This window comes from Pseudogemmobacter sp. TB195 (assembly GCF_058313095.1).
The window spans coordinates 76,752-102,751 of the sequence record NZ_JBZEGG010000005.1; the positions used below are offsets into that span (position 1 = coordinate 76,752).

Genomic DNA, 26,000 nt, shown 5'->3' on the forward strand with positions numbered 1-26,000 from the left:
TTAGTCCCACCATTGGATGTAATCGCGTTTGGCGGGGCTGTAATAGCCGATGGCTGCGGGTTCACCATTGGTATAGCCGACGGCCAGCATCGGACGGCCCGCAGTGATATGCAGATCGGCGGTGAAGGTGGTCAGCCCGGCCAGCAGCGGCTCATCCCGGAACTTTTCCAGCTCGGCCAGAACTGCGTCAGACTCGAAGGTGCCGGCCCGTTCGACGGCCCGTGCCCAGGCGGTGACGGCTGAATCGCCGGTGACAGCCTGACCGGTCTGCGGACGCTCGCCTGTCGCGGCCAGGAAATCAGCGTTGAAGGCACCGATTTCCGGGCGCGGGTCATCGCCGCGCGCCGAGGAATAGGAGAAGTAATAGAAGTCGCTCAGATTTTCCGCCGGAACGGAATCGCGCCAGCCGTCGCCATCCGCATTGGTCCCGGTGACGAAGGGCGCAGTGATGCCCGCCGCGCGGAACTGGCGCACGATGGCCGGGAAGCCGGGCGTGACGCCTGCAAGGGCGATGACATCGGGTTGCTCGGGCAGCGCCTTGATGCGGGTGATCTGCGCCGAGAAAGAGGCATCGTCATTGCGGAAGGTATCGCTGCCGATCAGCGTGCCTTCGCCCGCCTCGGCGGCCCAGCCTGCCTCAAATCCACGCCCGAGGCTCTTGGTATATTCAAAGCTGCTGTCGGTCAGCAGATAGGCGGTTTTCCAGCCCTGTTTATGCACCGACCAGCTGGCGAGCAGGCTGCCATTGGCCTCGGCCTCGCTGGCGAGGGAAAAGACATAGCGGCCGATCGCATGATTGCCGAGCTTGGCATCCGCGCCGCAGGTCGAGAAGGAGATCACGCCTTTCTGGTTTGCAACCAGCGCCGTCGGTGCGCCCATGTCGAAATCGCAGGAGATGATCAGAACCTGGGCACCGGCATCCAGAAGCTGCGCCCCGGCCTGGGCGGCTCCGGCGACTTCGGTCTTGGTATCGGCCTTTTCCAGCACCAGCGTCTTGCCAAGCAGGCCGCCATTCGCATTGATCTTTTCAACGGCGAGTTTCACGGCGTTATAGGGGCCCTCATCATAGGGGGCCATCCAGCCGCTTTCGGCAATGGCCGCCCCGATGACGACGCTGCTGTCGTCAGCCTGGGCTGCCAAAGGCATGAGCGAGAGCGTGGCTGCGGCCGACGAGGCAAGCAACCTTTTGATATGTACAGACAATTTATTCTCCTTGGGGGTTGTGGCCTGTTTCAGGCTGTCTCGGTTGTGACGAGGTAGTCACCGCCAGGCCTGACCTCTGCCACCGTTTGCGGCAGCAAAAGAAGCGTGGTGGTGCTTTCCTCGATGATGCCCGGGCCGGGGATCCGGTCGCCGGGTCGAAGCCGGTTGCCGTCATAGACCGCCACGCGGCGCAGACTGCGATGGGCAGGCGACCAGACCTCGCGCGAGCCCGTGGGTCCGGTGTTGCCACCCGCTTCACCTGGCGTGCCGGTCTGGTTCAGATCGACCTCGTTCAGAGGGTTGCGCCCGAGGGCCGCGACCTTCCAGGTGGTGAATTCAACGATATCCGCCTCTTCGCGCACCCCGTAGATCCGCTCATGCGTTTCGTGGAAACTGTGGATGAGCGCAGGAATATCCGCCTCGGTGAGCACCCCGTTTTCGGGGGAGAAATGCACCTCGATTTCCCAGGACTGGTATTTGTAGCGCCCGAGAAACGCATATTCGAGATCGATCCGCCCGACGCTTGTTTCGGCCTCTTTCAGCCCGGCAAGCGCCTGTCGCCGCAGGGCCGACAGCAGATCGTTCACCTTTGCAAGATCGAAGCCCGCCGATGAGGTCTGGCCGGTGCCGGTCTCATTAAAGCGCAGATCCGAGACGAGGCCGCCAAAGGCGCTGAGCCCGGCGGTCAGCTTTGGCACCAGGATACTGTGGATACCCAATACCTCGGCCATTTCGGCGATATGGCAGGCGGTTGCGCCGCCGCCCGAGACCAGCACGCTCTCGCGCGGGTCGATCCCCTCATTGATGGTGATATTCTGGATCGCGCCAACCATATTATGATTGCAGGTGGTGCAGATCGCCCAGGCCGCTTCGTGCAGCCCGATGCCCAGGGCCCCGGCAATCGAACCGACGGCGGCTTCGGCGGCTTTGCGGTCCAGCTTCATCCGGCCGCCAAGGAAATTATCGGGATCAATGACCCCAAGTACCACATTGGCGTCGGTCACGGTCGGCAAAGTGCCGCCCCGGCCATAACAGGCCGGCCCGGGTGCCGCCCCCGCGCTTTGCGGCCCGACCCGCAGGAGCCCGCCCGGATCAACCCAGGCGATGCTGCCGCCCCCGGCGCCGATCGAGCGCACGTCGATTTTCGGCACGCCCAGCATGTCAAAGCCGATCAGGGCCTCGGGGGTGATGATCAGCTGGCCATCCCGGACCACCGAGACATCCAGCGTGGTGCCGCCCATATCGGCGATGATCAGATCCGCCCCCGGCAGAAGGCGGCGCGCGGCAATCGGTGCCAGCGTCGGGCCGGACATGGTGCTGAAGATCGGCTTTTCGGCGATCACCCGCGCGGGCATCATGCCGCCGACGCAATTGGCGATCAGCAGTTCACGGCGGTAGCCCGCCGCGCGCAGGGCCGTCTCCAGCCCTTCGACATAAGAGCGGACCACGGGCAGGAGCGCGGCATTGAAGGCCGTGGCGATGGTGCGGCGATATTCGCGCTGGATCGGGTTCAGCTCATGGCCAAGGGTGACCGGCACTTCCGGCCATTCCGCGGCAAAGATCTCACGGATCCGGCGTTCATGGCTGCCATTCACCACCGACCAGAGCAGACTGACCGCCACCGCCTCGACACCAAGGGCGCGGAAACGGGCAATGGCCTGATGCACATCCTCTTCGGCCAGCGGCTGGTGCTCGCGGCCCCTGGCATCGATCCGTCCGCCGATCTCCTGCGTCAGATGCGGCGGGATGAAGGCATCGGGATAGGGCACGGACCAGTCAAAGGTCCGCTTGCGCGGGCCCTCGCGCAGCAGAAGAATATCGGGATGGCCAGCTGTCACCAAAAGCCCCGCACGGCCGACCTTGTTCTCGACCAGGGCATTGGTCGAAACGGTGGTGCCATGCACGATGCTTTCGGTCCTGGACAGGAAATCCTCCAGCGACAGCTGATAGGATTGCGCCGCCAGTTCCAGCGCCGCCATGAAGCCATGCTGAAATGCCGGCGGTGTCGAAGAGGCCTTGAAGATGCGCGGCAGGCCACCCTGCTGCAGCACAACGGCATCGGTGAAGGTTCCACCGATATCAATGCAGATGCGGAAGCTCATATTACTTGCCTCCCGCTGCGGCGTGCCTGGCGCGCAACTGACCGGTGCGGGCCAGATCGGTGACGACAAGACCTGGCAGCTCGCCGGGGCGCACTGCGACACCATATACCGTTTCGGCGGCCTCGGGGCTCAGCCAGCCGCGATTGATATCCTGCGTCACGCGGTCGGGGGCACGTTGCCATGGATCGCCATAGCCGCCGCCGCCGTTATTGATCCAGACCAGCGCCTCACCCCGGCGCAAAGTCTCGCTGTGAAAGCCCGGCAGGTCGATGATCTCACCGCTGGCAAGCCGCTTCATATTGCGCGCAGCCGCTCCGGCCCCGCCGCCCAGCACGCCTTTCGGCGGGTTGACGCAGCCGTCACTGCAATAGATCGCGGTCAGCTCATCTCCCAGCGGGATCATGGTGCCCGTCATCCCCGGCGCGCCATTCCACTCGCCCGCGCCCATGGTACCGGGGGCGACTTTGCGCTCTTCGATCAGGATCGGATACATGCCCTCATCGATCTCGACACTGTCGAGGACGATCACCCCGGCATTGACCGAACCAAGATAGGTCAGCCAGCCATCGGTGCCATGTTTGGCCGGGCCGCCGCCATAGGTGACGAAAAGCTGGTTCACATAGGGCTGGTTGCCGTTATCGGCATCAATCCCCGAAATCACCGACTCGCCGGCCTGTTGCTGCACCGCGCCCTCACCAAGGCCGAAGGGGCGGCCCATCTGCGCGAAACAGGCCTGAACCGCATTGATCAGCCGTTCATTGACATTGGTTGTGGCAATCGAGGTGCCGGCGGGAAACTTCGGTCGCCCCACCACCGCGCCATCGCGCAGCAGCACCCTGATCCGGCTGTCGCTGCCCGCATTATGCGGCAGGGTCGGGTCAAGATTGAAATAGACCCCGATCCGGCAGGAGCCGAGCGCACAGGCTTCGGAAAGGTTAAAGCCGCCGGGAATATTGTCTTCATTGTCGCGGGCATCGATGGTGATCAGGCCGTTTTCCGGATCGGTGATCACGGTCACCCGCACCGGGACACCCTGATCGGCAACGCCCGGGATAGGGTCGTGACGGGTCTCATAGCTCCACTCTCCGGCGGGAAGGCGTTTCAGTTCCTGGATCATGCGGCGCTCGCCATAGGCGGTCCATTCGTCGAAAAAGCGACGGATCGTCTCAATGCCGTATTTCGCGACCAGATCCTTCAGGCGGCGCTCGCCGACACGGCAGGCCCCCACCTGCGCCCGGTAATCGCCATACCAGATATTGCTGACGCGGATGTTATACATCGCGTAGCGGATCCAGTCTTTCTTATCGGTGAAATCCTCCTGGATGCGGATGCAGGGGAAGTTCAGGCCTTCCTCATAGATCGTGGCCGCTTCGGGCAGATAGGTGGTCGGCAGCGGTGCCCCCATATCGGCGTGATGCGAGCGCGCAAGTGCCCAGAACAAAAGCTCTCCCTCATAGAAAACCGGGATCACCACTGTCAGATCGGCGTGATGGGTTCCGCCGGTATAGGAACAGTTGTTCAGAAAGGCGTCGCCCTCTTTCACATCATCGAAAAGATCGGTGATCGCGCGGGTGGTCAGATCCAGCGCCGAGATATGGATAGGGATCCCTTCTTCGACGCAAAGCTGGCGATGATCGGCGGTCAATACGCCACAGGACAGATCGCGCGCATTCTTGATCACAGCCGAGCGGCTGGCCTTTGACACGGTATTGATCATTTCGCGGATGATGGTTTCGATCCGTGCTGACAGAACGGACAGCAGCACGGGATCGAAATCCGGGGCGGTTGGGGCAGACATAGTTCTCCTTCCGGCCGGAGGAGGGAAGGCTGCCCCCCGCGAAGATCCGGCCGTGTTCCTGACGTTCCGCGCACCTTAGGAATGGGCCGCTTTCAGTCAATTCTCTCACCAGACGGCAAACAGAGGGTTTGTTTTCCGCCACTGGCCCCAAAGAGAATGAAGAATAAAATATCTATAATTCTTAGATAGATATGCCGATCTTCTGAAGAAATTGCGCCCGGGCCAGTGCGACCACTGGTCCATTCTGGATCCCTCCATTCGGAATAACTGGATCCTTCTCTTCGCTGCAATTCATCGCCCTGTCCCGGGCTGATGAGATTATTTGCGCAGGGCGCTGACCTCTTCGGCGATGATTTCGACCCCCCGCGGGATGAGCTGCGCCCTGATCGAAGAGTAGCCGAGCCGCAGACAGGAACGTTCGGGCGGCGCCACGAAGAAGGCATCTCCGTTCTCGACAAAGACACCCCGGGCCAGCAGGTTTTCATAAAGCGGTGCCGCGCGGATTCCCTCGGGCAGCGTCAGCCAGACAGAGGTGCCGCCCCGCACCGGCAGGAACCCTGCATCCGGCAGCAGATGGCGCAGGGTTGTGGTCAGCGCCCTATAGCGACCGTGATAGGTGCTGCGCAGTTTCTGCAGATGGGCATTGTAATAGCCGCTGCGGATAAACCTTCCGATCGCCGCCTGAATATAGGTCGAGGGATTGCGCATGATCAGCCGGCGCAAAAGCCGCAATTCGGCAATGATCTCACGCGAGGCAACCACATAGCCCGCCCGCAGCCCCGGGGCGAGCGTCTTGGAGAAACTGCCGACATGAATCATCCGCTCGCCCGGAGCCATGGCCCGCAGGCAGGGCAGGATATTGCCCTGGAACGGCAGTTCTGAATCGTAGCCATCCTCGATCACGTAAAAGCCTTCGCGCGTGGCCCGTTCGATCAGCGCTTCGCGGCGGCGCAAAGACATGCGGACAGACGTGGGAAACTGCCGCTCGGGGGTGCAGTAGATCAGATCGCTGCCGGCCGGGATGGCTTCGGTGATCAGGCCTTCCTGATCGACCGGCACAAAGGCAACTTCGGCCCCGTTCATCCGCAGGATCGAGGTCATATCGGTATAGCCCGGATCCTCGACCACCGCCTTTTGCCCGCCAGAGGCCAGCAGACGGGTGATCATAAAGAGCGCATTCTGCGCCCCGCCGGTGATCAGGATCTCATCATCCTGCGCCCAGAGCCCCTGTTGCGGGAGGATGACCCGTCGCAGCGCGTCAATCAGTTCGGGGTCATCCTCGTCATAGACTTCGCGGGTCCAGACAGAAATACCGTTCAGCGAGTTCAGGTCCCGCAGAACAGAGCGCCAGTTTGCGGTCGGGAATGTCGCGGGGTCGCACTGACCATAGATGAACGGATATTCCGCGCTACGCCAGTTCTTATCCTTATGGATGCGCGGCAGAGAGCTGACCGATCCCGGGAGGCCTGGCTTTGCCTTATCCGGCTCAGGCGGCAAGGCCCCGGGACCACCCGCCTTCGGCATTTGCCGGGGGCGCACCATCTCGCTGACCCGAAAGACAGACCGCTCTTCGCTGCGGGCCAGACCGTCGAGCACAAGCCGTCGATAGGCGGATATAACCGTATTGCGCGAAAGCGAAAGCTGCTCTGCCAGCTGGCGCGTCGAAGGCAGCGCGTCGCCAGAAGAAAACATGCCCTCATTGATCAGCCCTACAAGAGCGGCATAGAGGCTGTCGCGTCTGGTGGTGCCACGCGCGACCTGCAGGCTTTGGAGCGTCGCAAAGTTGCGGGGGACCGCAGAGGGTCTGGCCATAGGAACCACCTGATTGTTAATGCCCACCCGCCACCGCGCCGGGCAGGCACGAAATCTCCCCGCGGAACTGAGCCACGTGAACATTCCCCCGAAGCGGCGAGCGGTGGTGGCAATGCAGTTCTCCACATGGGGCTTTTGAACATCATTCGCCAGATGCACTTACGACAGCAGCCGTCGATCTGCGAGATCGCCAGGCGCATGGGTTTGTCGCGCAAATACTGTGACTGAGCATCTTGCGGCTCCTACCGCTGAACCGACGCCCCGCACCATATCCCACAACCGCTACGGTTGCCTGGCGATGGACCTATCTTTCGCGGCCAGTTTCGTGGCACGTCCTGGGGCACGGGTGAGATCAACCGCGACAATCGGCTCGCTGCGGCTTTCTTTCACGGCATGATGGAGGATACACAGTGCGGCTACTGCGCCGGGTGCCTTTTTGCAAAACCGCGCATCCGGATCTGTTGTCGGGGCGTGGGTCGTATTGGAACACTTCCCGCCCCAGCAGCCGAGTTCGCCCGGGGCAAACACTGGCCTCGCGTCGCAATGGCCGGCGACGCGAGGCTGATTTGTCAGAGGCCCATCACCTTTGGCAGCCAGAGCACGGTTGCCGGAACGAAGGTCACCAGCATCAGGATCACCAGCATAATGCCCAGCAGCGGGAGGCTTTCCTTCAGGATCGCCCCCATCGGCTCTTTCGCGATGGATTGCGTGATCAGAAGGTTGAGCCCCATCGGCGGATGGATGAGGCCGATCATCAGATTGACCACCACGACCAGCCCGAAATGCACCGGATCGATCCCGAGCGCGATGGCCGAGGGCAGCACGATCGGCACGATGATGATGGTGGCCGGGGTGGAGTCCAGGAAGGCCCCCGCGATCAGCAGGATCAGGTTGATCAGAAGCAGGAACACCACCGGCGAAAGCTGTGCCTCCTGGATCCAGCGCGACAGATCCTTGGGCACTCCATGCACCACCATCAGATAAGCGACGAAGGAAGAGGTTGCGACCACCAGCATGATATTTGCGGTCTGCATCCCGGCATCGGTCAGGATCGCGGGCAGCTTGCCCCAGCGGAACTCGCGGTGGATCACCCAGCCGACAAAGATCGCATAGACGACCAGAACGGCCCCGATCTCGGTGATGGTGAAATAGCCGCCCCGCGCGCCGATGATCAACAGGATCGGCATCGACATGGCCCAGACCGAGACGCGGAATTTCTGCCAGATCACCGCGCCCCCCTGGCGGCCCCGGCGCGGCAGGTCATGCTTTTTCGCGTGGTGATTGACGAAAATCACCAGCGCCACGACAATCATCAGCGCCGGGATGTAACCGCCGATGAAGAGCTTGACGATCGAGACCTCGGCGATCACGCCATAGATCACCAGCGGGATCGAAGGCGGCAGGATCGGCCCGAGAAGTGCCGCCGTGGCCGTCAGCGCGGCGGCGAAGGCGCCCGAATAGCCCTCTTTCTTCATCTCGGGGATCAAAAGCGCGCCGGTGGCCGAGGCATCCGCCACCGACGAGCCGGAAATCCCGGCGAGAAACAGGTTCGTCCCGATATTCACCTGGCCCGAGCTGCCCCGCAGGCGGCCCATGGCCGAGCCCAGCAGATCGACGATGCGGGTGGTGATGCCGCCTGCATTCATGATGGAGGCGGCGAGGATGAAGAAGGGCACCGCGAGCAACGGGAAACTGTCGATCCCGTTCAGCATCTTTTGCGCCAGAACAAAGCCGGGCGTATCCCAGATCAGGATGATAACAAGCGAGGCGATGCCCAGCGAAATCGCAATCGGCACGGCAAGAAACATCAGCGCGAACAGAACCAGCGCAAGGGTCAGAAGCATCAGCATGGATCAGGCCCTCTTGCCACTGTCGGCGGTGATCGCCGCGAAGAGACGCGTCTTCACCGCGCGCTCAAGAATGAAATAAAGCCCCGCCACGCAGAAGGTCGGCAGCGCCAGATAGACCCATCCATAGGGAATGCCGGTCGCCGGCGCGCGCTTGATCGCCACCACATCCAGCAGCTTTTGCGAATAGATCAGCAGGGCCACCATGAGTGCGGCGGTGCAGATCTCGACAAAGATCATCTGGACGCGCTTTGCCTTCGGGCCCATCTGGACCGAGAAGAAGTCAATCGAGATCAGATCCCCGCGTGAGACCAGCCAGGCCGAACCGGCAAAGACCAGCCAGATGAACAGAAAGCGCGCGAACTCTGCCAGTTGCGGCGTAGCTGTGCCGGTGAAATAGCGGGTGATCACCTGGTAGAAGACCAGCACCACGATCAGCAACAGGGCGATCGCGACAAGGGTGGCAAGGACGGCGCGTAGCAGATCGCCGATCCGGAAGAGGATTTTGCTCATCGGGGGTCCGGGCATCAGGGTGTCGGGAGGCGGCGGAAGGGCCGCCGAGAAAAAGCCGCCCCCCGAAATCGGGAGGCAGCCATGGCGACAGGTCTTATTCGACCGCGCGCACTTTTTCGATGATCGGCTGCAGCGTGGCCTCATATTGTGCCGTGGCCGCCCGTGCGATGAAGGGCGCGATATCGGGGCGGGTCACAATCGCGCCTTCGGCCTCGAGATCTGCCAGAAGGGCTGCCTGCGATTCTTCGGTATAGGTCCGATACCAGTCAGCGCTGTCGACAGCCGAGGCCTCGATGGCGGTGCGGGTGGCCTCATCCAGGCCGGCATACCAGTCGCTGTTGCACATGAAGCCCATGGTCTCGGCCATGTGATTGGTCAGCGCGAGGTTCTTCACCACCTCATGGAACCGCTTGTCCTTGATGGCGGTCAGCGGCTGTTCCACCCCGTCCACCACATGGCTTTGCAGCGCGGCATAGACCTCTTCAAACGCGACCGTGGCGGGGTTCGCCCCCATGGCGCGGATCGATTCAATATAGGCCGGAATGCCAGGCGCTCGGATTTTCAACCCGTCGAGATCCTCGGCCTTTTCGATCGGCACATTGGTCAGGATCTGGCGGAAACCGTGGAAGGCCGGACCGACCACCCGGAAGCCTGCCTCATCGGCGATGGAATCGAGGATCTCCTGGCCGACCGGGCCGCGCCAGATGCGGAAGAAGTGGTCCACATCGTGATAGACATAGGCCACGCCTTCGATATTGGCGGCCGGATGGAACGAGCCCAGCACGCCCACGCTTTCATACATGCATTCCAGCACGCCGCCCTTTACCTGTTCGACCATCTCATCGACAGTGCCGAGATGCGAATTCGGAAACAGCTCAACCGCCACGCCATCACCGAGGCGCTCGTTCAGCTTTTCGGCAAAGACCTCCATCGCCTTGGTGTCCGGGCTGGTGTCAGAGCCCGCGCCGCCGATGCGCAGGGTCACGTCGGCCTGGGCCGCCGTGCCGGCCATCAGTGCAAAAAGCGAGACGGTGATCAGTTTCTTCATCGCAGTCCTCCTGTCAGATGTTGTTTGTTTTGTCGCAGTCTTATTTCGCGGCCGGCCCGCGCGCATCCCGCGAAAGGCTGGTCAGAACCTCGTCCAGCGTATCGACCAGAGTGTCGATCTCACCCTCGCTGATGGTGAAGGGCGGGCTGATCTGGATATGGTCACCGCCCTTGCCGAAATTCGCACCCGGAACGCCGCCGCCAACGATGACGCCGCGTTCGCGCATCATCCCGACCAGACGACCGGTAAAGCCGGTGCTTTCCGGGAAAGGTTCACGGCTGGCGCGATCCGCCACAAATTCAAGCCCGGCATAAAGTCCGCGCCCGCGCAGATCGCCGATCACCTCATGGCGCTGCTGCAGCGCGCCAAGACGCTGATGCATATAGGCGCCGATGCTGGCCGGGCGGTTGAAAAGGTCTTCACGCTGCATGATCTCGAACACTTTCTGGCCCACGAAGCATGACATCGCATGACCGGAATAGGTGAAACCATGGACAAAGCGGCGTTTGCCTTCCCGGAAGAACCCGGTGATCTTTTCCGAAACGATCACCGCGCCGAGCGGCGCATAGCCCGAGCCGATCGCTTTGCCGCAGGTGATCATATCGGGGAGCACATCCCAGTCCTGGATCGCAAAGGCACGGCCGGTGCGCCCATAGCCCATCAGCACCTCATCGCAGATGAAGAGGATGCCGTAGCGGTCACAGATCTCGCGGACGCGGCGGTAGTAATCCGGTCCCGGCGTGACCCCTGACGCGGTGGTGCCGATGATGGTTTCGGCAAAGAAGCAGGAGATCGTCTCCGGCCCCTCCATCAGGATCGTGCGCTCCAGTTCCTCGATGCAGTGATCGGTGCAGTCGCCCCCTTCGCCGCAGATGGTGCAGCGGTAATTATAGGGCGGGCTGACATGAACGACCGGCAACATATAGGGGTCGTAAGGTGCGCGCCACGAGGTCCGCCCCGACAGGGACAGCGTGGCGATGGTAACGCCGTGATAGCTTTGCCAGCGGGCGAGCATCTTGTGGCGGCCGGTCTCGCCGCGCGCGACGTGATACTGGCGGGCAAGCTTCAGCGCGGTTTCATTGGCCTCGGATCCGCCCGAAACGAAATAGACGCCCGACATGCCTTCGGGCGCGACCGACAGGACCGAGGCCGAAAGCGCCTCCTGCCAGGGATGCGTGAAAGAGGCGGTATAGACATAGCTCACCTTCGAGCCTTCCTCCGCCAGCGCCTGATAGATCTCTGTGCGGCCGTGACCGATGCCGATCACCCCGGCGCTGCCCATGCCGTCAAGATAGCGCCGGCCATCAGCCCCGTGAATCCAGACACCCTCTGCCCGCTCGACCAGCGGCGTGGAAACCGCAAAATCCCTGGAAAACACGCCGCTCATCAGTCTCTCCTTATCAGGGCTTCACCCTGACGTGACCGATTAATGATTATCAATAATAATGGCAACCGGTAGGGAAAATTTCGTGCAGACCACGAAAACTGCTCAAAAATTACGCCAGCCTGGCGGTATCCAGTTGATGACACCGGTCGCCAAGCTGGCTATCGAAGGGCAGAGTTGATTGCGAAGGACAGACCCGTGCGGCATTCCCGAGACGCAGCCCATGTCCGCCCCAGTCTCGAAACCGAGATTGCATCGGCGATCCAGGAGGGCATTCTGGATGGGGAATGGCAGCCTGGAGACCGGCTTGTCGAAATGGAGCTTGCCCAGAAATTCGGCGTCAGCCAGGGCACGATCCGGGGGGCTTTGAAATATCTCCAGGCTGACGGGCTGGTCGAGCACCGGCCGCGGCGCGGCAATTTTGTGATCGCGGTCTCCGAAGAAGATATTCGCGACATCTCTTTGATGCGCGATATTCTTGAATCGGCTGCCGCACAGCTCGCGACCGAAAGGATCACCGATGCCGGCCGGGCCCGTCTGGCGGAAGTTGTCGAGGAAATGCGACGCGCGTCCAACAATCGCCAGCGTCGGCACCTGCTGGAACTGGACCTGCGCTTTCACCGGACTGTGGTCGAGATTGCACAGAGCAAGCTGCTGCAGGACATGTATAAGCGGCTGGAAGGCCCCGCGCTGCTGTTTCTTCTGCTGGCAGACGGGTTTTACGAAGAACCACAAACGATTGTTGATCTGCATGAGCCGCTGCTGGCAGCGATTTGTTCCGGCGACAGCGCCCGAGCGCATGAACTCGCGCGGCGTCATACGGATCAGGACGCTATCCGGCTGACTGATCCATCTGCGGGCGGGCCTGCCGCCTGACAGTCATAGGTGTCGCAGCCTTTTGGCACAGCAATGCCCTGTGTGTATCGACCCGGCGAAATCTGCTCAGGTTAAGCCGCTCATCTGAATGCCGCGGCCGGTGTGCGCCTTGCATGCGTTCAACTGTGAAGCCATTCTTTATGCAGGCATCGAACGGCGTATAGTCTCGTGCGGCAAGATGCCCCCTGCATTTCTGGCCGCACGGATGCTTTTTTCAGGTATCGTGACGACAGGACTGCAATCGGTGGTATCCTTTGGCGGCGGTTTCGCTGCCAGGACCACAGGGCCAGCTGCTACCTCGGAGGGCATGCCAGATGTTCGGACTGACCGCACTTGAACTGGCCCGTATCCAGTTCGGGTTCACCATATCTTTCCATATCATCTTCCCGGCCATAACCATTGGCCTCGCCAGCTATCTGGCGGTGCTGGAAGGGTTGTGGCTGTGGAAAAAGACCGCCGTTTACCGCGACCTTTACCATTTCTGGTCAAAGATCTTCGCGGTGAACTTCGCCATGGGCGTCGTCTCGGGTCTGGTGATGGCCTATCAGTTCGGCACGAACTGGAGCTACTTTTCGTCTTTCGCCGGGTCAGTCACCGGGCCGCTTCTGGCCTATGAGGTGCTGACCGCCTTTTTCCTTGAGGCGGGGTTTCTGGGGGTCATGCTGTTTGGCTGGCACCGGGTCGGGCCGGGGCTGCATTTCTTTGCCACCGTCATGGTGGCAATCGGCACGCTGATCTCGGCCACCTGGATTCTGGCGTCGAACAGCTGGATGCAGACGCCGCAGGGATTCGAGATCGTGAATGGCGTGGTGGTGCCGGTCAACTGGTTCGAGGTGATCTTCAACCCCTCCTTCCCCTACCGGCTGGCTCATATGGTGACGGCGGCTTTCCTTGCCACCGCGCTGTTTGTCGGCGCAAGCGGGGCCTGGCATCTGCTTAAGGGCCATGACAATCCGCGCGTGCGCAAGATGCTGTCGATGGCGATGTGGATGCTGCTGATCGTGGCGCCGCTGCAGGCGGTGATCGGCGATCAGCACGGGCTGAACACGCTGAAACACCAGCCTGCGAAAATCGCCGCGATGGAGGGGCATTGGGAGAACGAACCCGGCAAGGGTGTGCCGCTGATCCTTTTTGCCTGGCCTGATCAGGCGGCCGAAAAGAACCATTTCGAGATCGCGATCCCCAATCTTTCCAGCCTGATCCTGACCCATAGCCTTGACGGGCAATTCCCCGGCCTGAAGGAGTTCGCCCCCGAAGATCGCCCGCCGGTCGCCGTGGTGTTCTGGACCTTCCGCATCATGGTCGGCCTTGGGATGCTGATGATCACGCTTGGCCTCTGGGCCGCCTGGCGGCGCTGGCGTGGCACGCTTTACGAGGGGCGCTGGTTCCAGCGTTTCGCGCTTTTAATGGGGCCGACCGGGCTGATCGCCATTCTGGCGGGCTGGTACACCACCGAAATCGGCCGCCAGCCCTGGGTGATCTATGGCGTGATGCGCACGAAGGACGCGGTCTCGGACCATTCGGCGCTGACCATGAGCGTGACGCTGGTGATCTTCATCGTGGCCTATTTCTTCGTCTTTGGCTTTGGCACCAGCTATATGCTGAAACTTGTCGGCAAAGGGCCGGAGGCGGGCGAAGACGACCCCGCAACCGACAATGACCACCCCGGCCAGAGCCCGGCGCGGCCGCTCTCTGCCGCCCCCGATCTCAGCAAGGAGCACTGACCCATGGGCATCGATCTTCCCATCGTCTGGGCCTGTATCATCGGTTTTGGTCTGATGATGTATGTCATCATGGACGGGTTCGATCTGGGCATCGGCATCCTGTTTCCGTTCATCAGGGGGCGCGATGACCGCGATGTCATGGTCAATACCGTCGCGCCCGTCTGGGATGGCAATGAGACCTGGCTGGTCCTTGGGGGCGCAGGGCTGATGGCGGCCTTCCCGCTGGCCTATGCGATCATTCTGACCGCGCTCTATATTCCGCTGGCGCTGATGCTTCTGGGGCTGATCTGGCGGGGCGTTGCGTTCGAATTCCGGTTCAAGGCGGACGAGCATCACAAGCCGTTCTGGGATAAGGCTTTCATGCTCGGATCGGTCACGGCGACCTTTTTCCAGGGCGTGTCGCTGGGCGCTTTCCTGAACGGCTTTCAGATGGAGGGCACGCGCTATACCGGCAGCGCGATGGACTGGGTCTCGCCTTTTGCAATCTTCACCGGGCTTGGCCTTCTGGTTGCCTATGCGCTTTTGGGCGCGACCTGGCTGATCGTGAAAACCGAAGGACCGCTGCATGACTGTCTCGTCAGCCTCGCGCGGCCTTTGATGCTGGCTTTGCTGGCGGTCATCGTGGTCGTCAGCCTCTGGACACCGCTTGCGCATCAGGCGGTGGCAGAGCGCTGGTTCAGCCTGCCAAACCTCTTCTTCTTCGCGCCGGTGCCGGTGCTGGTGGCGCTGACCGCCTTCCTGCTCTTGCGGTCATTGCGGACAGGGGATCCGGGGCTATCGCCCTTCATCCTGACGCTGTTTCTTTTGTTCCTCGGCTATACCGGCCTTGGGATCAGCATGTTTCCCTATATCATCCCGCCCGCGATCACCCTGCGCGAGGCCGCCGCGCCGCCGGAAAGCATGGGATTCGCGCTGGTCGGCGCGCTGCTGATCATTCCGGTGATCCTCGCCTATACCGCCTGGGCCTATTACATCTTTCGCGGCAAGGTGCGGGTGGGGGATGGGTATCACTGATGAAACGCATGGTGATCGAGCGGCAGTCTGACGCGCCCGCATCTCTGGCCAGGCGGCTCGGCTGGCTGGTGGCGATCTGGCTCGCCAGCGTCCTGGCCCTGGGCGTGGTCGCTTACGGATTTCGCTTTGTGATGAAAGCCGTGGGGCTGAGCCTCTGAGGGTGGCAAATGCAAAGGCCCCGGACTGCCGGGGCCTTTGAGAGAGGTCATGAGGTCAGGCTGGCCTTCACCCGCCGACGCGCGGCGTGGAGCAGGGGTTCAGTATAGCCTGACGGCTGCGACTGCCCCTCCAGGATCAGGGCCCGGGCGGTCAGGAAAGCGGTGCCGTCATAGCCCGGGGCCATCGGGCGGTAGGCCGGATCATCCGCATTCTGGCGGTCAACGCGCAGTGCCATACGCTGCAGGCTTTGGTCGATCGCCGCCCCGGAAACCAGACCATGCAGCATCCAGTTCGCCAGAAACTGCGCCGAGATCCGCAACGTGGCGCGGTCTTCCATCAGCCCGACATCGTCGATATCGGGCACTTTGGAACAGCCGATCCCCTGATCGACCCAGCGAACCACATAGCCAAGGATCGACTGGCAATTCAGATCGACCTCATGCGCGATCTCCGCCGGTGTCAGAGTGCAGTCTTTCATGAGCGGCGGGGTCATCAGCGTCTCAAGGCAGGCGCGGGGGCGCGCGGCCAGCCCGGCCTGGCGTGCGGCCACATCGACCCGGTGGTAATGCGTCGCATGCAGCACCGCGGCAACCGGCGAAGGCACCCAGGCCGTGCTGGCCCCGGCCTGCGGATGGCCGATCTTGGCGGCAAGCATCTCTGCCATGTCATCGGGTTTCGCCCACATGCCTTTCCCGATCTGACCGCGCCCGTCGAGCCCGGTCGCAAGCCCCGCATCGACATTGCCGTCCTCATAGGCCGAAAGCCAGGCGGCGTCGCGGATCTGCGCTTTGGGCAGCACTGGGCCGGCCTGCATCAGCGTGTGGATCTCGTCACCCGTGCGGTCAAGGAAGCCGGTATTGATGAAGACCAGCCGGTCTTTCAGCGCCCGCATCGCCTCGCGCAGATTGGCCGAAGTGCGACGCTCTTCATCCATCAGGCCCAGCTTCACGGTGCCGGGCGCAAGGCCGAGGATCTCTTCCACCCGCCCGTAGCAACGATTGGCGAAAGCGGCCTCTTCAGCGCTATGCATCTTGGGTTTGACCACATAGACCGATCCGCTGCGTGAATTGCGCAGCCCGCCGGTCTTTTGCAGATCATGCAGCGCGGCGGTCACGGTCACCATCGCATCCATCAGCCCTTCGGGCGTCTCTTCGCCATCCAGCAAAACCGCGTCCGTGGTCATCAGATGACCGACATTGCGGCAAAGCAGCAAGGCGCGCCCCGGCAGGATGAAGGCTTTGCCATCAGGCCCGTTGAAGGCGCGGTCTGCGGCCAGGCGCCGGGTGACATCACGCCCCGCTTTCGTGAATGTCTCCTGAAGATCGCCCTTCATCAGCCCCAGCCAATTGGCATAGGCCGCGACCTTGTCATCCGCATCGACCGCGGCGACGGAATCCTCGCAATCCTGGATCGCCGTCAGCGCCGCCTCCAGCACCACATCGCGCAGCCCCGAGGGGCTGGCCGCGCCGACCGGGTGGCTGCGGTCGAACACCAGTTCGATATGTAACCCGTTATGGCGGAAGAGCAGCGAGTCGCCTGCCGCGCCCTTTCCGGCCCAGGCGGCGGCATCGGCGAGCGGGGTTTCGCCGGTTTCCAGTTCGGCCATCACCCTGCCATCTGTCACCCGCCAGCCTTTGACATCGGCATGGCGGCCCTGTGCCAGCGGCAGCGCCTGATCAAGGAAATCCGCCGCCCAGGCCACGGCCTGCGCGCCCCGCGCATGGTCAAACCCCGTGCCGGTGGCGGCGCCCGGCAGCGCATCCGTGCCATAAAGCGCGTCGTAAAGGCTGCCCCAACGCGCATTGGCCGCGTTCAGGGCAAAACGGGCATTCATCACCGGAACCACCAGCTGCGGCGCGGCGATCCTGCTGATCTCGGGATCACAGGGCGCGGTTTCGATGGTGAAAACATCGCCTTCCGGCAGGAGATAGCCGATCTCGCGCAGGAACCCCATCCATGCGGATTGATCCCAGGCCTGTCCGACCGCACACCGGGCCTGAAGCCAGTCGTCGATCTGCCGCTGAAGCGCCTCGCGCCTTGCCAGAAGCCTGCGGTTCTCGGGCATGAAATCGCGCAAAAGGCCGGCATAGCCCTGCCAGAAAGCTTCGGCCGTCAGCGGCAGGCCGGGCAAAAGGCGGGTCTCGACAAAATCGACCAGGGGCGTTGCGATCTGCAGCCCGGCGCGGGTGAAGGGAGCGGTCATCTCGATGACTCCGGTACAAGAAAGGGTTGCTCTCACCATGCCGCCAGGGGGGCATACTGGCCATCTTTGGGTTGAAGTTTTCCACGATGTGGAAAACGATGCATGAAAATGGAAAGGATCCGCGATGGTTCAGGCCGTTGACCGCGCGCTTTTTCTGCTGGAACTGTTATCAAAAGCATCCGGCGGGCTGCGCCTGTCCGATCTCGCGCGCGAGGCAGGACTGGCCGCGTCAACCACGCACCGCCTGCTGACCACGCTGGAAGAGCGCGACTTCGTGCGGCTGGAACCCCAGGGCCAGCACTGGCTGATCGGGCAGCGCGCTTTCACCACCGGGCTGGCCTTCACCCGCTGGCAAAGCTTTATCGCCGCCGCCGGCCCCTATCTGCGCCGGTTGCGTGATCTGACCCGCGAGACCGCCAATCTGGGCATCCTGGCCGAGGGCGAGGTGATCACCGTGGCCCAGGTCGAAAGCCGCGAGATCATCCGCGCCATCGCGCCGCCCGGGGGGCGCACGCCGGTGATGAATTCCGGCATGGGCAAGGCGATTGTCGCCACCTGGCCAGATCCGGCCATCGAAGCCCTGATCGCCAGCCACGGGCTGCGCCCGATGACCAGCCACAGCCTGCGCAGCGCGACCGAAGTCATGGATGAGATCCGCCGCATCCGTCGTGTCGGCTTCGCGCTGGACAATGAGGAATTCACCCCCGGGCTGCGTTGTATCGCCGCCGTGGTCTGGTCTCCGCTGGGCGAGCCTCTGGGCGCGATCTCGGTCTCGGCACTGGCGCAACGGATGGCCAGCCGCGAAACGGTGCGCATCGGGCTGCAGGTGCTCGCGGTTGCGCGTGAGATGACGGCAGCGCTTGGCGGTGTCGCGGGCGCGGGGGCCTATGGGCCAGAGGCCGGGACACAGACGGATGACGACGCCGCCTCCTGAGCCTTACCCGTTTGCCCCGTCAGCTGCGGTCAACGCCGGCGGCTTTGGCCCGCCGGTCGCCCAGTCGAGCAGTTCCACCGTATGGACCACCGGAACCCTGGTGCCAGCGCCGATCTGCATCATGCAGCCGATATTGCCGGCGCTGATGATATCGGGCCGGATCGCCTCCAGATGGCCTACTTTCATCGCCTGCAACAGGCCGGAAATCTCGGGCTGCATAAGGTTATAGGTGCCCGCCGAGCCACAGCAGATATGGCTGTCTTTCGGCTCCAGCACCGTGAACCCCGCCGCCCGCAGAAGATCCTTCGGCGCATTGCGGATCTGTTGGCCATGTTGCAGGGAACAGGCGGCATGATAGCCCACCCGCAGCGGCGCGGCATGGCCGGCTGAGGCAAGGCCCAGATCCGTCATCACCTCGGTGATGTCGCTGGCCAGCGCCGCCACCCGCGCGGCGTCCTGCGCAAGCGGGGTCTGTGCAAACATATGTCCGTAATCCCTGACCGTGGTGCCACAGCCAGAGGTGTTGATCACCACCGCATCCAGCCCTTCACCGTCCAGCTCGCGGATCACGGCGCGGATATTGGCCGCGGCCAGGGCATGGCTTTGCGGCTCGCGGCCCATGTGATGGGGCAGCGCGCCGCAGCAGCCGATGCCCTTCGGGATCACCACCTCACAGCCATGGCGGCGCAACAGCCGGATCGTCGCCGCATTGATCGCCGGGTTCAGCGCCTTTTGCGCACAGCCGGTCAGCAGCGCCACCCGTTTGCGGCGCGGCCCCTCGGGGGCGTGGCATTGCGGGTCATCGTCGCGGGCGGGCCCGGCAATCCGCTTCGGCGCCATCTCAAGCATCGCCCGCAGCCGCGCATCCGGCATCAGACGGCGGAAGGGGCGGGCGATCTTTGCTGCCAGAAGTGCAAGCCGAAAGCGGCCCGGATAGGGCAGCACCCTGGCCAGCACACCCCGCAGCAGGCGATCTGACAGCGGGCGGCGATAGGTCTTTTCGATATAGGCGCGGGCATGATCGACCAGATGCATGTAATGCACTCCCGACGGGCAGGTCGTCATGCAGGACAGGCAGGACAGGCAGCGATCGATATGGCGCACCACCGTCGCATCCGGCTTGCGCTCGTTTTCCAGCATATCCTTGATCAGATAGATGCGTCCGCGCGGGCTGTCGAGCTCATCGCCCAGCACCTTATAGGTCGGGCAGGTCGCGGTGCAGAAACCGCAATGAACGCAGGAGCGCAGGATCTCATTGGCGCGGGCGGTGCCGGGATCCTGCAACTGTTCAGCGGAAAATTCAGTCTGCATCTGCCGCCCCCATGGACCCGCCCATCAGGCCCTGATTGAAAACGCCCGCCGGATCAAAGACCTGGCGCAGCCCTGCCGACAGACGCCCCAGGCCCTCTGCCTCGTTCGGAAAGCGCGCTGTACTTAGGCCTGCGCGCCGGATCAGCCTGGCGGAGGGCGCAAGGCTGCGGATCAGCGCAGCATCCGCCGCGCCCTGATACCAGATCAGCCCGCCGCCCCAGTCGGTCAGCACCTCGCCGCCGTGATCCGCGAGCCGCTGCGCAAGCGCCACGCCCTCCCGTGCCCTGACCTGCAGCCGCCACAGCGGCAGGGTCTGGTCGGCAAACATTTCCAGATCGCGAAAGCCGCGCCAGAGCGTGCGGCTGGCGTCTCCCTCCAGTTCCTCGACCTCGCAGGCGAGCAGGCGCAGCAGTTTCGCCCGGCGAGACGCGACCTGGGGGCCCGGCCCCTCAAGACGCAGACAGACCCTGCCGCGATGGAAGACCGCCGCGGAAACCTCCCAGGGTGTCGCGAGGGCTTTCGCAATAAGCGCCTGCGCTGCCGTCGGGGCCAGATCTGACACCGCAAGGGTCAATGACACCGGCGCGCGGGGCAGGGTGCGGATCGCGACCTCGGTCAGAACTGCGAGCGTGCCATGTGATCCGGCCAGAAGGCGCGACAGATCCAGCCCGGTGACATTTTTCATCACCCGGCCGCCATTGCGCAAAATGCGCCCCCGGCCATCCACCATCCTGATGCCCAGGATATGGTCGCGGCAGGCCCCCGAGAGCAGACGGCGCGGCCCCGAAGAATTCACCGCCACCACACCGCCGATGGTCGGCTCTGTCGCCATGGTCCCCAGCACAAGGCGCAGATCGGGCGGCTCGAACGCAAGGCACTGATCCGATTGCGACAGCAGGGCCTCGATCTGGGCAAGCGGCGTTCCGGCCTGCGCGATCAGCGTCAGCTCGCCCGGCTGGTAGTCCACCACGCCGCTCAGGCCAGCGGTGGACAGGATTTCTCCGCCGATCTCGCCGGTTATGCCGGCACTGCCGCCGCCCTCGATCACCAGCGGCGAGGCCGTCTGATGCTGGTGGGCAATCAGCGCAGACAGCTCCATCTCGGAGCGGGGAATATGCCGGATCATGCTGCACCGCCTTTTCCGGCCCGGAACGGCGCGCTGGCCTCTAACGGGTAGACCTTGGCCGGGTTCAGAAGCCAGTCCGGGTCAAAGAGGCTCTTGATCTCCATCTGGATCGCGAGATCATCCGGCCCGTATTGCGCGCCCATCAGATCGCGCTTTTCGATGCCAACGCCATGCTCTCCGGTCAGACAGCCGCCAGCCTCGACACAGGCGCGCAGGATATCGGCGCCGAAGGCCTCGGCCTTTTCCAGATCGCCGGGCCTATTGGCGTTGAAGAGGATCAGCGGGTGCATATTGCCGTCCCCGGCATGGAAGACATTGGCGACTTCCAGCCCGTATTGCGCAGAGAGCTCGCCGATCCGTTTCAGCGTCGCGGGCAGTTTCGAGACCGGAACGGTGCCGTCAAGGCAGAGGTAATCCCCCAGCCGCCCCATGGCGCCAAAGGCTGATTTACGCCCTTTCCAGATCGCAACCGCCTCGGCCTCGCTGCGGCTTTCGCGGAACTCGACCGGGTTCAGCGCGCCCGCGATCTCGCGGATGGCGGCGATCTGATGGTCGATCTCTTCCGGCGCGCCTTCAACCTCGACGATCAGCACGGCGGGGCATTCGGGATAGCCGGCTCTGGCAAAGGCCTCGACCGCGCGCAGGCAGGGCTCGTCCATATATTCGATCGCCACCGGCAGCACGCCCGAGCGGATGATCCGCGCCACGCATTCCCCCGCCGTCACCGCATGACCGAACCCGATCAGCACCGGGCGCGCGCCTTCGGGCCGGGGCAGGATGCGCAGGATCGCCTCGGTCACGATGCCAAGCTGCCCTTCCGAGCCACAAAACAGCCCGAGCATATCCAGCCCCGCCGCGCCCGGTTCCGGCCCGCCGAATTCCACCACCTCGCCGGTGACCAGCACAACCTTCGCGGCCATCAGGTTATTGGTCGTCACCCCGTATTTCAGGCAATGCGCGCCGCCGGAATTCATGCCGATATTGCCGGCAATGGTGCAGGCCAGCTGGGACGAGGGGTCAGGGGCGTAAAAAAACCCATGCGGTTCAAGTTCGGCCGAGACCGAGAGATTGGTCACGCCGCATTGCACCCGGATGAAGCGGCTTTCCAGATCCAGCTCCAGCACGTCGCGCAGCCGCATCGTGCCGATCACCACACTATCCGCCGTCGGCAAAGCCCCCCCGGCGAGCGAGGTGCCCGCCCCGCGCGGCACCACCTTGACGCCCATCCGGTGGCAGACCCGCATCGCGGCGGCGACTTCTTCGGTGCTGCGCGGCAGGACCACGGCCAGTGGCGCACAGCGGTAGGCGGTCAGCGCGTCACATTCATAGGCCCGCAATTCGTCGGGCGCGGTGATCAGCCCATCCGCGGGCAGAACCGCCGCCAGCGCCTGATGGATGGCATCGCGACGGTCCAGGATATGCGGATCGGGCGCGGGCATCACAATTGTGCCTGACACGGGGCTGGTCTCTCTTTTGGCTGGCCCTGCGCAGGGTATTTCCGCAGCAGGCACTTGCATCGGTTGGATTTTGGTAAAATAATTTTACCAACGCTGTCAACCAGAGTCCTCTTGACCGGTCCGGCAGATGCCGCTTGTTTCGCCTCCGGTAAAAAAGGCAGCACCATATGGCAGAGTTTGACATCAGGGGCGGGGCACCGGGGATCCAGCCCGAACGCGCCGCGGCAGCGGTTGCCCGTCTGATCGAGGCGATGATCCTTGAGGGCAGTCTGCGCCCGGGCGATGCGCTGCTGGCCGAGCGCGACCTTGCGGCGCGGCTGAACGTGTCACGCCCGACCCTGCGCGACGGGCTGAAACTGCTGGAAGAAAAGGGGCTCCTGACCCCGGCGGGGCGCGGGCTGCAGATTGCTCCGCTCGGGATGCAGGCGATTGGCGATCCGTTGCTGGCGCTGCTGGCCGATCACGGCGAGCTGGCCGATGACTGCCTTGAATTCCGCGATATCGTGGAAAGTGAGGCGGCAGCGCTGGCGGCGAGGCGGGCCAGTGACACCGACCTGGCGCATATCCGCGATTGCCTGAGCCGGATCGACGCCGCGCATGACGCGGGCGATCCGGCGCTGGAGGCCGAGGTCGATGCCGCGCTGCATCTGGCCATCTATGAGGCGAGCCATAATCTGGTGCTTTTGCACATCATGCGCGCGCTCTCGGTCAGTCTGCGCAATGATGTGGTGCAAAACCGCAACCGGCTGTTCACGCGGCCCGACACCCGCGAGGCGCTGCGCGCGCAGCACCACCGGATCGGCGCGGCAATTCTCGCGCGCGATCCGGTGGCAGCACAGGCAGCAGCCCATGATCATCTTGACTGGCTGCGCCACACCACGCGCGAGATCCGGGACGCCGAAGCGCGGCGGCAGGTGGCGGAACGCAGGCGTCAGGGGCCGGATCTGACCAATGGCAAAGGCGGGGCCACCTGACCGGCGGCGCCGCTTTCAGGACGCCCCCGAGTGGCGCCCCTGCCCGCGCCGTGGTGAGGGCGCGGGTTTTACGGGGGTCTCAGTCGAGCCAGGCGTAGGACGGCGCGAAGATCTCGGAAACCGGCGGGTGGTTCAGTGTCCGCAGCGGGTATTTCGCGATCAGCCCGTCAAACTGTGCCTGCGCGCGGCGGCCCCATTCCGCAAGATCGATGCCGGGAAGCTGGCGGTCATGCATCACCAGCCTGCCATTGATCACCGAACTGCGGAAATCGCGCCCGGTCCCCGACAGGATCATGGTCTGGATCGGATCAATCACCTGGCCAATCGCAAAATCAGACAGATCGAACAGCGTCATATCGGCCTTTGCCCCGACCGCAAGGCGCCCCAGATCCGGCCGGCCCAGAGCCTCGGCCGCATGAATGGTGGCGGCGTCGTAAAGATCGGCGGCGCTGGCTGCGGTCACCGAATGATCCGCCACCCGGCACAGGCTGACCCCAAGGCGCATATTCTCGACCATATCCGGCGGGAAGGTATCGGTGCCAAGGCCGATCCTGACACCTGCCTCGCGCAGCCTGCCAAAGCTTTCCATCGACCCGCCATAGCGTGACAATACCAGCGGGCAATGGATCAGTGTTGATCCGCTGTCGCGCAGCAGACCGACATCATCGCCTTTGCGATCCACCTGACTGTGCCCGGTGATATAGACACCATGCGGCAGCAGGGCGCGCTCGTTCAGGAAATCGAGCGCGTTCAGCCATTCCAGCGGTGTCATGTCATAGCGGTCGACCACCGCATTGAATTCGCTCAGTGACTGGCAGCAATGCAGCCGGATCGGCACATTGAGATCGGCCGAGACATCCCGGCTGCGCCGGATCAGGGTCTCGGTGCAGTTCTCGATCCGGTCGGGGGCCAGCATCCCCCGGATCAGCCCGCCTGCCTTGCCGTCGAAATCGCGGATGAACCGCTCGGCATCGGCAAGACCGTTCAGCCCGCGCTCCTCATCCCAATGGGTGTAGAAACTGCCATCGGGCCGGACCACTTCGACGCCGGTCATATAGCAGGGGCCAAGATAGGCGCGGATCCCCAGCTCGATGGCACTGGCGGCGGAATTGGCAAATTCCGCATAGGTTTCCGCCCATTTGCGGTAGAACATCGAGGTGATCGGCAGCGCCGTCGTGATGCCATTCCGGATCAGCTGGGCGAAAGCATACTTCATTTTGAAGGTCTGCTCTTCTTCGCTGTACATCTCGATCGGGCCGGATTTCAGATAATTCTCGGGCCAGGTCCGCCCCTTGGCCCAGTCGGGCTGGTTGTCGAAGGCCAGCACCGTCGTATCAAGATCGCCAAGCGCATTCAGGTCGATGAAGCCAGGCCCGAGGACGGCATTACCGCCGTCAATCTCGATATCGACCTGACCCTCGAACGCTTTGCCGACATAGAGGATCGTGTCGCCCCGGAACACCACTTCGCCATTCAGCAAGGTCCGGTGAGAGCGGCCATCCCAGGCGATGACATAGCGGGCGCGGATGCGGGTGGTGGTCGACGACATGGCTGGTCCTTGGGATTCGATTTTCAGAAAGGGGCAGGGCGGCAGGCATGGTCACTTGCGGCGCCTGATCAGCATGAGCCTTGTGCGCGGATCGAGGGAGTCGCGCAGGGAATCTCCGAGCAGGTTGAACGCCATAACGAGGATGGTGATGGCAAGGCCCGGGACGGCGGCGATATGGGGGGCGTTGAAGATAAAGTTGCGCCCCTCGCTGGTCATGATGCCCCATTCGGCGGTGGGCGGCTGCACACCAAGACCAAGGAAGCTCAGCCCCGCGGCGGTGATGACCACCGCGCCGACGATGGTGCAGGAATAGACCACCGATGATGCGATCACATTCGGCATCATCTCGGACAGGATGATCTTATACCCCGGCGTGGCCATAGCCCTTGCCGCCTCGACATAGGCCTGATCGCGTTCAAGACAGGCGGCGGCATAGACGACGCGGGTGTTATAGGGGATCAGCGTGACCACCAGCGCGATCATCATATTGCCGATGCCAGGCCCCATAAGTGCTGCCAGCAGAATGGCAAGCAGTGCCATCGGGAAGGCGAAAAGCACATCCATCGAGCGCATGATCACCGAGCCGACCACCGGATACCAGGCGCCGAACATCCCCAGCGGAACAGAGATCACCGCGCCGAGCACGACGGGGGTGATGCCGCAAAGCAGCGTGTAGCGCGCGCCGTAGATCAGTCGCGAAAGGATATCGCGGCCCTGATTGTCAACGCCGAGCCAGTGGCCGGACGTGCCGGGCGGGCGCAGACGCATCGACGGGTCGGCCTCATTCGGAGGCCAGGGGGCAATCCAGGGTGCGAAAACCGCGGCGAGGAAGAAGATCAGAATGATGCCGACCGCAATACGTGCGACCGGATCACCAAGGACGCCGCGCCAGACGAAATAAAGGTTCGAGCGGCGCTTTTCTGCCGGCTGCCTTCTGCGGCCGGTCTCAAGGGACACATCGCTCAT

Annotated in this window: 20 protein-coding genes; 6 read left to right on the forward strand and 14 right to left on the reverse strand. The window is 63.2% G+C overall.

All coding sequences use genetic code 11. The annotated features are described in order from the left end of the window. The 8 genes from AC4FS3_RS07200 to AC4FS3_RS07235 form a co-directional block, all read right to left on the reverse strand. The gene (locus AC4FS3_RS07200; RefSeq protein WP_491019959.1) at nucleotides 1-1,203 is read right to left on the reverse strand and encodes an ABC transporter substrate-binding protein; all 1,203 of its coding nucleotides are present in this window, start codon (nucleotides 1,201-1,203) and stop codon (nucleotides 1-3) included. A gap of 29 nt (nucleotides 1,204-1,232) precedes the next feature. Further along, entirely contained in the window at nucleotides 1,233-3,305 is a 2,073-nt protein-coding gene (locus tag AC4FS3_RS07205) for a hydantoinase/oxoprolinase family protein (RefSeq protein ID WP_491019960.1), read from the reverse strand. A gap of 1 nt (nucleotide 3,306) precedes the next feature. Then, nucleotides 3,307-5,103, reverse strand: a complete 1,797-nt coding sequence (locus AC4FS3_RS07210) for a hydantoinase B/oxoprolinase family protein (RefSeq protein ID WP_491019961.1) — start codon at nucleotides 5,101-5,103, stop codon at nucleotides 3,307-3,309. 318 nt (nucleotides 5,104-5,421) lie between these two features. Further along, nucleotides 5,422-6,915 carry an aminotransferase-like domain-containing protein gene (locus AC4FS3_RS07215; protein ID WP_491019962.1) on the reverse strand — a complete coding sequence of 498 codons (1,494 nt, stop codon included), beginning with the start codon at nucleotides 6,913-6,915 and terminating at the stop codon, nucleotides 5,422-5,424. Nucleotides 6,916-7,484: 569 nt separating this feature from the next. Further along, nucleotides 7,485-8,765 (reverse strand): TRAP transporter large permease, encoded by a 1,281-nt coding sequence (locus AC4FS3_RS07220; RefSeq protein ID WP_491019963.1) that lies wholly within the window; start codon nucleotides 8,763-8,765, stop codon nucleotides 7,485-7,487. A gap of 3 nt (nucleotides 8,766-8,768) precedes the next feature. Further along, nucleotides 8,769-9,275, reverse strand: a complete 507-nt coding sequence (locus AC4FS3_RS07225) for a TRAP transporter small permease (protein ID WP_491019964.1) — start codon at nucleotides 9,273-9,275, stop codon at nucleotides 8,769-8,771. Nucleotides 9,276-9,369: 94 nt separating this feature from the next. After that, nucleotides 9,370-10,323: a TRAP transporter substrate-binding protein gene (locus tag AC4FS3_RS07230; protein WP_491019965.1), complete on the reverse strand. Its 954-nt coding sequence runs from the start codon at nucleotides 10,321-10,323 to the stop codon at nucleotides 9,370-9,372. 40 nt (nucleotides 10,324-10,363) lie between these two features. Further along, nucleotides 10,364-11,710 carry an aminotransferase family protein gene (locus AC4FS3_RS07235; RefSeq protein ID WP_491019966.1) on the reverse strand — a complete coding sequence of 449 codons (1,347 nt, stop codon included), beginning with the start codon at nucleotides 11,708-11,710 and terminating at the stop codon, nucleotides 10,364-10,366. Between the two features lie 195 nt (nucleotides 11,711-11,905). On the opposite strand from AC4FS3_RS07235, the gene AC4FS3_RS07240 reads away from it, so the two are divergent. The 4 genes from AC4FS3_RS07240 (at nucleotide 11,906) to AC4FS3_RS07255 (ending at nucleotide 15,479) form a co-directional block, all read left to right on the forward strand. Next, a complete protein-coding gene (locus AC4FS3_RS07240; RefSeq protein WP_491019967.1) occupies nucleotides 11,906-12,583 on the forward strand; it encodes a GntR family transcriptional regulator in 678 nt (225 codons plus the stop codon). Nucleotides 12,584-12,897: 314 nt separating this feature from the next. Then, complete coding sequence (locus AC4FS3_RS07245; RefSeq protein ID WP_491019968.1) at nucleotides 12,898-14,307, forward strand: cytochrome ubiquinol oxidase subunit I; 1,410 nt, start codon at nucleotides 12,898-12,900, stop codon at nucleotides 14,305-14,307. A gap of 3 nt (nucleotides 14,308-14,310) precedes the next feature. Beyond that, nucleotides 14,311-15,321: a cytochrome d ubiquinol oxidase subunit II gene (cydB, locus tag AC4FS3_RS07250; protein WP_491019969.1), complete on the forward strand. Its 1,011-nt coding sequence runs from the start codon at nucleotides 14,311-14,313 to the stop codon at nucleotides 15,319-15,321. Next, nucleotides 15,321-15,479, forward strand: coding sequence for a DUF2474 domain-containing protein (locus AC4FS3_RS07255; protein ID WP_491019970.1), 159 nt, complete (start codon nucleotides 15,321-15,323; stop codon nucleotides 15,477-15,479). Before cydB ends, AC4FS3_RS07255 begins: the two co-directional genes overlap by 1 nt. A 47-nt stretch (nucleotides 15,480-15,526) precedes the next feature. Here AC4FS3_RS07255 and AC4FS3_RS07260 read toward each other — a convergent pair whose 3' ends face one another. Beyond that, nucleotides 15,527-17,683: a malate synthase G gene (locus tag AC4FS3_RS07260; RefSeq protein ID WP_491019971.1), complete on the reverse strand. Its 2,157-nt coding sequence runs from the start codon at nucleotides 17,681-17,683 to the stop codon at nucleotides 15,527-15,529. A gap of 124 nt (nucleotides 17,684-17,807) precedes the next feature. Between AC4FS3_RS07260 and AC4FS3_RS07265 the strand changes: the two genes are divergently transcribed. Further along, nucleotides 17,808-18,617: an IclR family transcriptional regulator gene (locus AC4FS3_RS07265; protein WP_491019972.1), complete on the forward strand. Its 810-nt coding sequence runs from the start codon at nucleotides 17,808-17,810 to the stop codon at nucleotides 18,615-18,617. Nucleotides 18,618-18,620: 3 nt separating this feature from the next. Here the strand turns inward: AC4FS3_RS07265 and glcF are convergent, their stop codons facing one another. From glcF to AC4FS3_RS07280, 3 genes are read right to left on the reverse strand one after another with little or no spacing between them, the layout of a single operon-like run. Beyond that, nucleotides 18,621-19,928 (reverse strand): glycolate oxidase subunit GlcF, encoded by a 1,308-nt coding sequence (glcF, locus tag AC4FS3_RS07270; RefSeq protein ID WP_491019973.1) that lies wholly within the window; start codon nucleotides 19,926-19,928, stop codon nucleotides 18,621-18,623. Continuing rightward, the gene (locus tag AC4FS3_RS07275) at nucleotides 19,918-21,054 is read right to left on the reverse strand and encodes an FAD-binding protein (protein ID WP_491019974.1); all 1,137 of its coding nucleotides are present in this window, start codon (nucleotides 21,052-21,054) and stop codon (nucleotides 19,918-19,920) included. The genes glcF and AC4FS3_RS07275 overlap by 11 nt, the downstream gene beginning before the upstream one ends. Next, the gene (locus AC4FS3_RS07280; RefSeq protein ID WP_491020055.1) at nucleotides 21,051-22,499 is read right to left on the reverse strand and encodes an FAD-binding oxidoreductase; all 1,449 of its coding nucleotides are present in this window, start codon (nucleotides 22,497-22,499) and stop codon (nucleotides 21,051-21,053) included. The genes AC4FS3_RS07275 and AC4FS3_RS07280 overlap by 4 nt, the downstream gene beginning before the upstream one ends. A gap of 179 nt (nucleotides 22,500-22,678) precedes the next feature. On the opposite strand from AC4FS3_RS07280, the gene AC4FS3_RS07285 reads away from it, so the two are divergent. Continuing rightward, complete coding sequence (locus AC4FS3_RS07285; protein ID WP_491019975.1) at nucleotides 22,679-23,485, forward strand: FCD domain-containing protein; 807 nt, start codon at nucleotides 22,679-22,681, stop codon at nucleotides 23,483-23,485. Nucleotides 23,486-23,564: 79 nt separating this feature from the next. On the opposite strand, the gene AC4FS3_RS07290 is transcribed toward AC4FS3_RS07285, so the two are convergent. Both AC4FS3_RS07290 and AC4FS3_RS07295 read right to left on the reverse strand, forming a co-directional pair. Continuing rightward, entirely contained in the window at nucleotides 23,565-25,034 is a 1,470-nt protein-coding gene (locus AC4FS3_RS07290) for an amidohydrolase family protein (RefSeq protein ID WP_491019976.1), read from the reverse strand. Between the two features lie 51 nt (nucleotides 25,035-25,085). Then, nucleotides 25,086-26,000 (reverse strand): ABC transporter permease, encoded by a 915-nt coding sequence (locus AC4FS3_RS07295; RefSeq protein ID WP_491019977.1) that lies wholly within the window; start codon nucleotides 25,998-26,000, stop codon nucleotides 25,086-25,088.

Excerpts from the sequence above, each read along its gene's own strand:
- AC4FS3_RS07255 (WP_491019970.1), top strand. The coding sequence starts at position 15,321 with ATGAAACGCATGGTGATCGAGCGGCAGTCTGACGCGCCCGCATCTCTG.
- glcF (WP_491019973.1), bottom strand. The coding sequence starts at position 19,928 with ATGCAGACTGAATTTTCCGCTGAACAGTTGCAGGATCCCGGCACCGCC.
- AC4FS3_RS07205 (WP_491019960.1), bottom strand. The coding sequence starts at position 3,305 with ATGAGCTTCCGCATCTGCATTGATATCGGTGGAACCTTCACCGATGCC.
- AC4FS3_RS07210 (WP_491019961.1), bottom strand. The coding sequence starts at position 5,103 with ATGTCTGCCCCAACCGCCCCGGATTTCGATCCCGTGCTGCTGTCCGTT.
- AC4FS3_RS07230 (WP_491019965.1), bottom strand. The coding sequence starts at position 10,323 with ATGAAGAAACTGATCACCGTCTCGCTTTTTGCACTGATGGCCGGCACG.
- AC4FS3_RS07235 (WP_491019966.1), bottom strand. The coding sequence starts at position 11,710 with ATGAGCGGCGTGTTTTCCAGGGATTTTGCGGTTTCCACGCCGCTGGTC.
- AC4FS3_RS07295 (WP_491019977.1), bottom strand. The coding sequence starts at position 26,000 with ATGAGCGATGTGTCCCTTGAGACCGGCCGCAGAAGGCAGCCGGCAGAA.
- AC4FS3_RS07215 (WP_491019962.1), bottom strand. The coding sequence starts at position 6,915 with ATGGCCAGACCCTCTGCGGTCCCCCGCAACTTTGCGACGCTCCAAAGC.
- AC4FS3_RS07220 (WP_491019963.1), bottom strand. The coding sequence starts at position 8,765 with ATGCTGATGCTTCTGACCCTTGCGCTGGTTCTGTTCGCGCTGATGTTT.
- AC4FS3_RS07260 (WP_491019971.1), bottom strand. The coding sequence starts at position 17,683 with ATGACCGCTCCCTTCACCCGCGCCGGGCTGCAGATCGCAACGCCCCTG.
- AC4FS3_RS07290 (WP_491019976.1), bottom strand. The coding sequence starts at position 25,034 with ATGTCGTCGACCACCACCCGCATCCGCGCCCGCTATGTCATCGCCTGG.
- AC4FS3_RS07275 (WP_491019974.1), bottom strand. The coding sequence starts at position 21,054 with ATGATCCGGCATATTCCCCGCTCCGAGATGGAGCTGTCTGCGCTGATT.
- AC4FS3_RS07245 (WP_491019968.1), top strand. The coding sequence starts at position 12,898 with ATGTTCGGACTGACCGCACTTGAACTGGCCCGTATCCAGTTCGGGTTC.
- AC4FS3_RS07285 (WP_491019975.1), top strand. The coding sequence starts at position 22,679 with ATGGCAGAGTTTGACATCAGGGGCGGGGCACCGGGGATCCAGCCCGAA.
- cydB (WP_491019969.1), top strand. The coding sequence starts at position 14,311 with ATGGGCATCGATCTTCCCATCGTCTGGGCCTGTATCATCGGTTTTGGT.
- AC4FS3_RS07265 (WP_491019972.1), top strand. The coding sequence starts at position 17,808 with ATGGTTCAGGCCGTTGACCGCGCGCTTTTTCTGCTGGAACTGTTATCA.
- AC4FS3_RS07225 (WP_491019964.1), bottom strand. The coding sequence starts at position 9,275 with ATGAGCAAAATCCTCTTCCGGATCGGCGATCTGCTACGCGCCGTCCTT.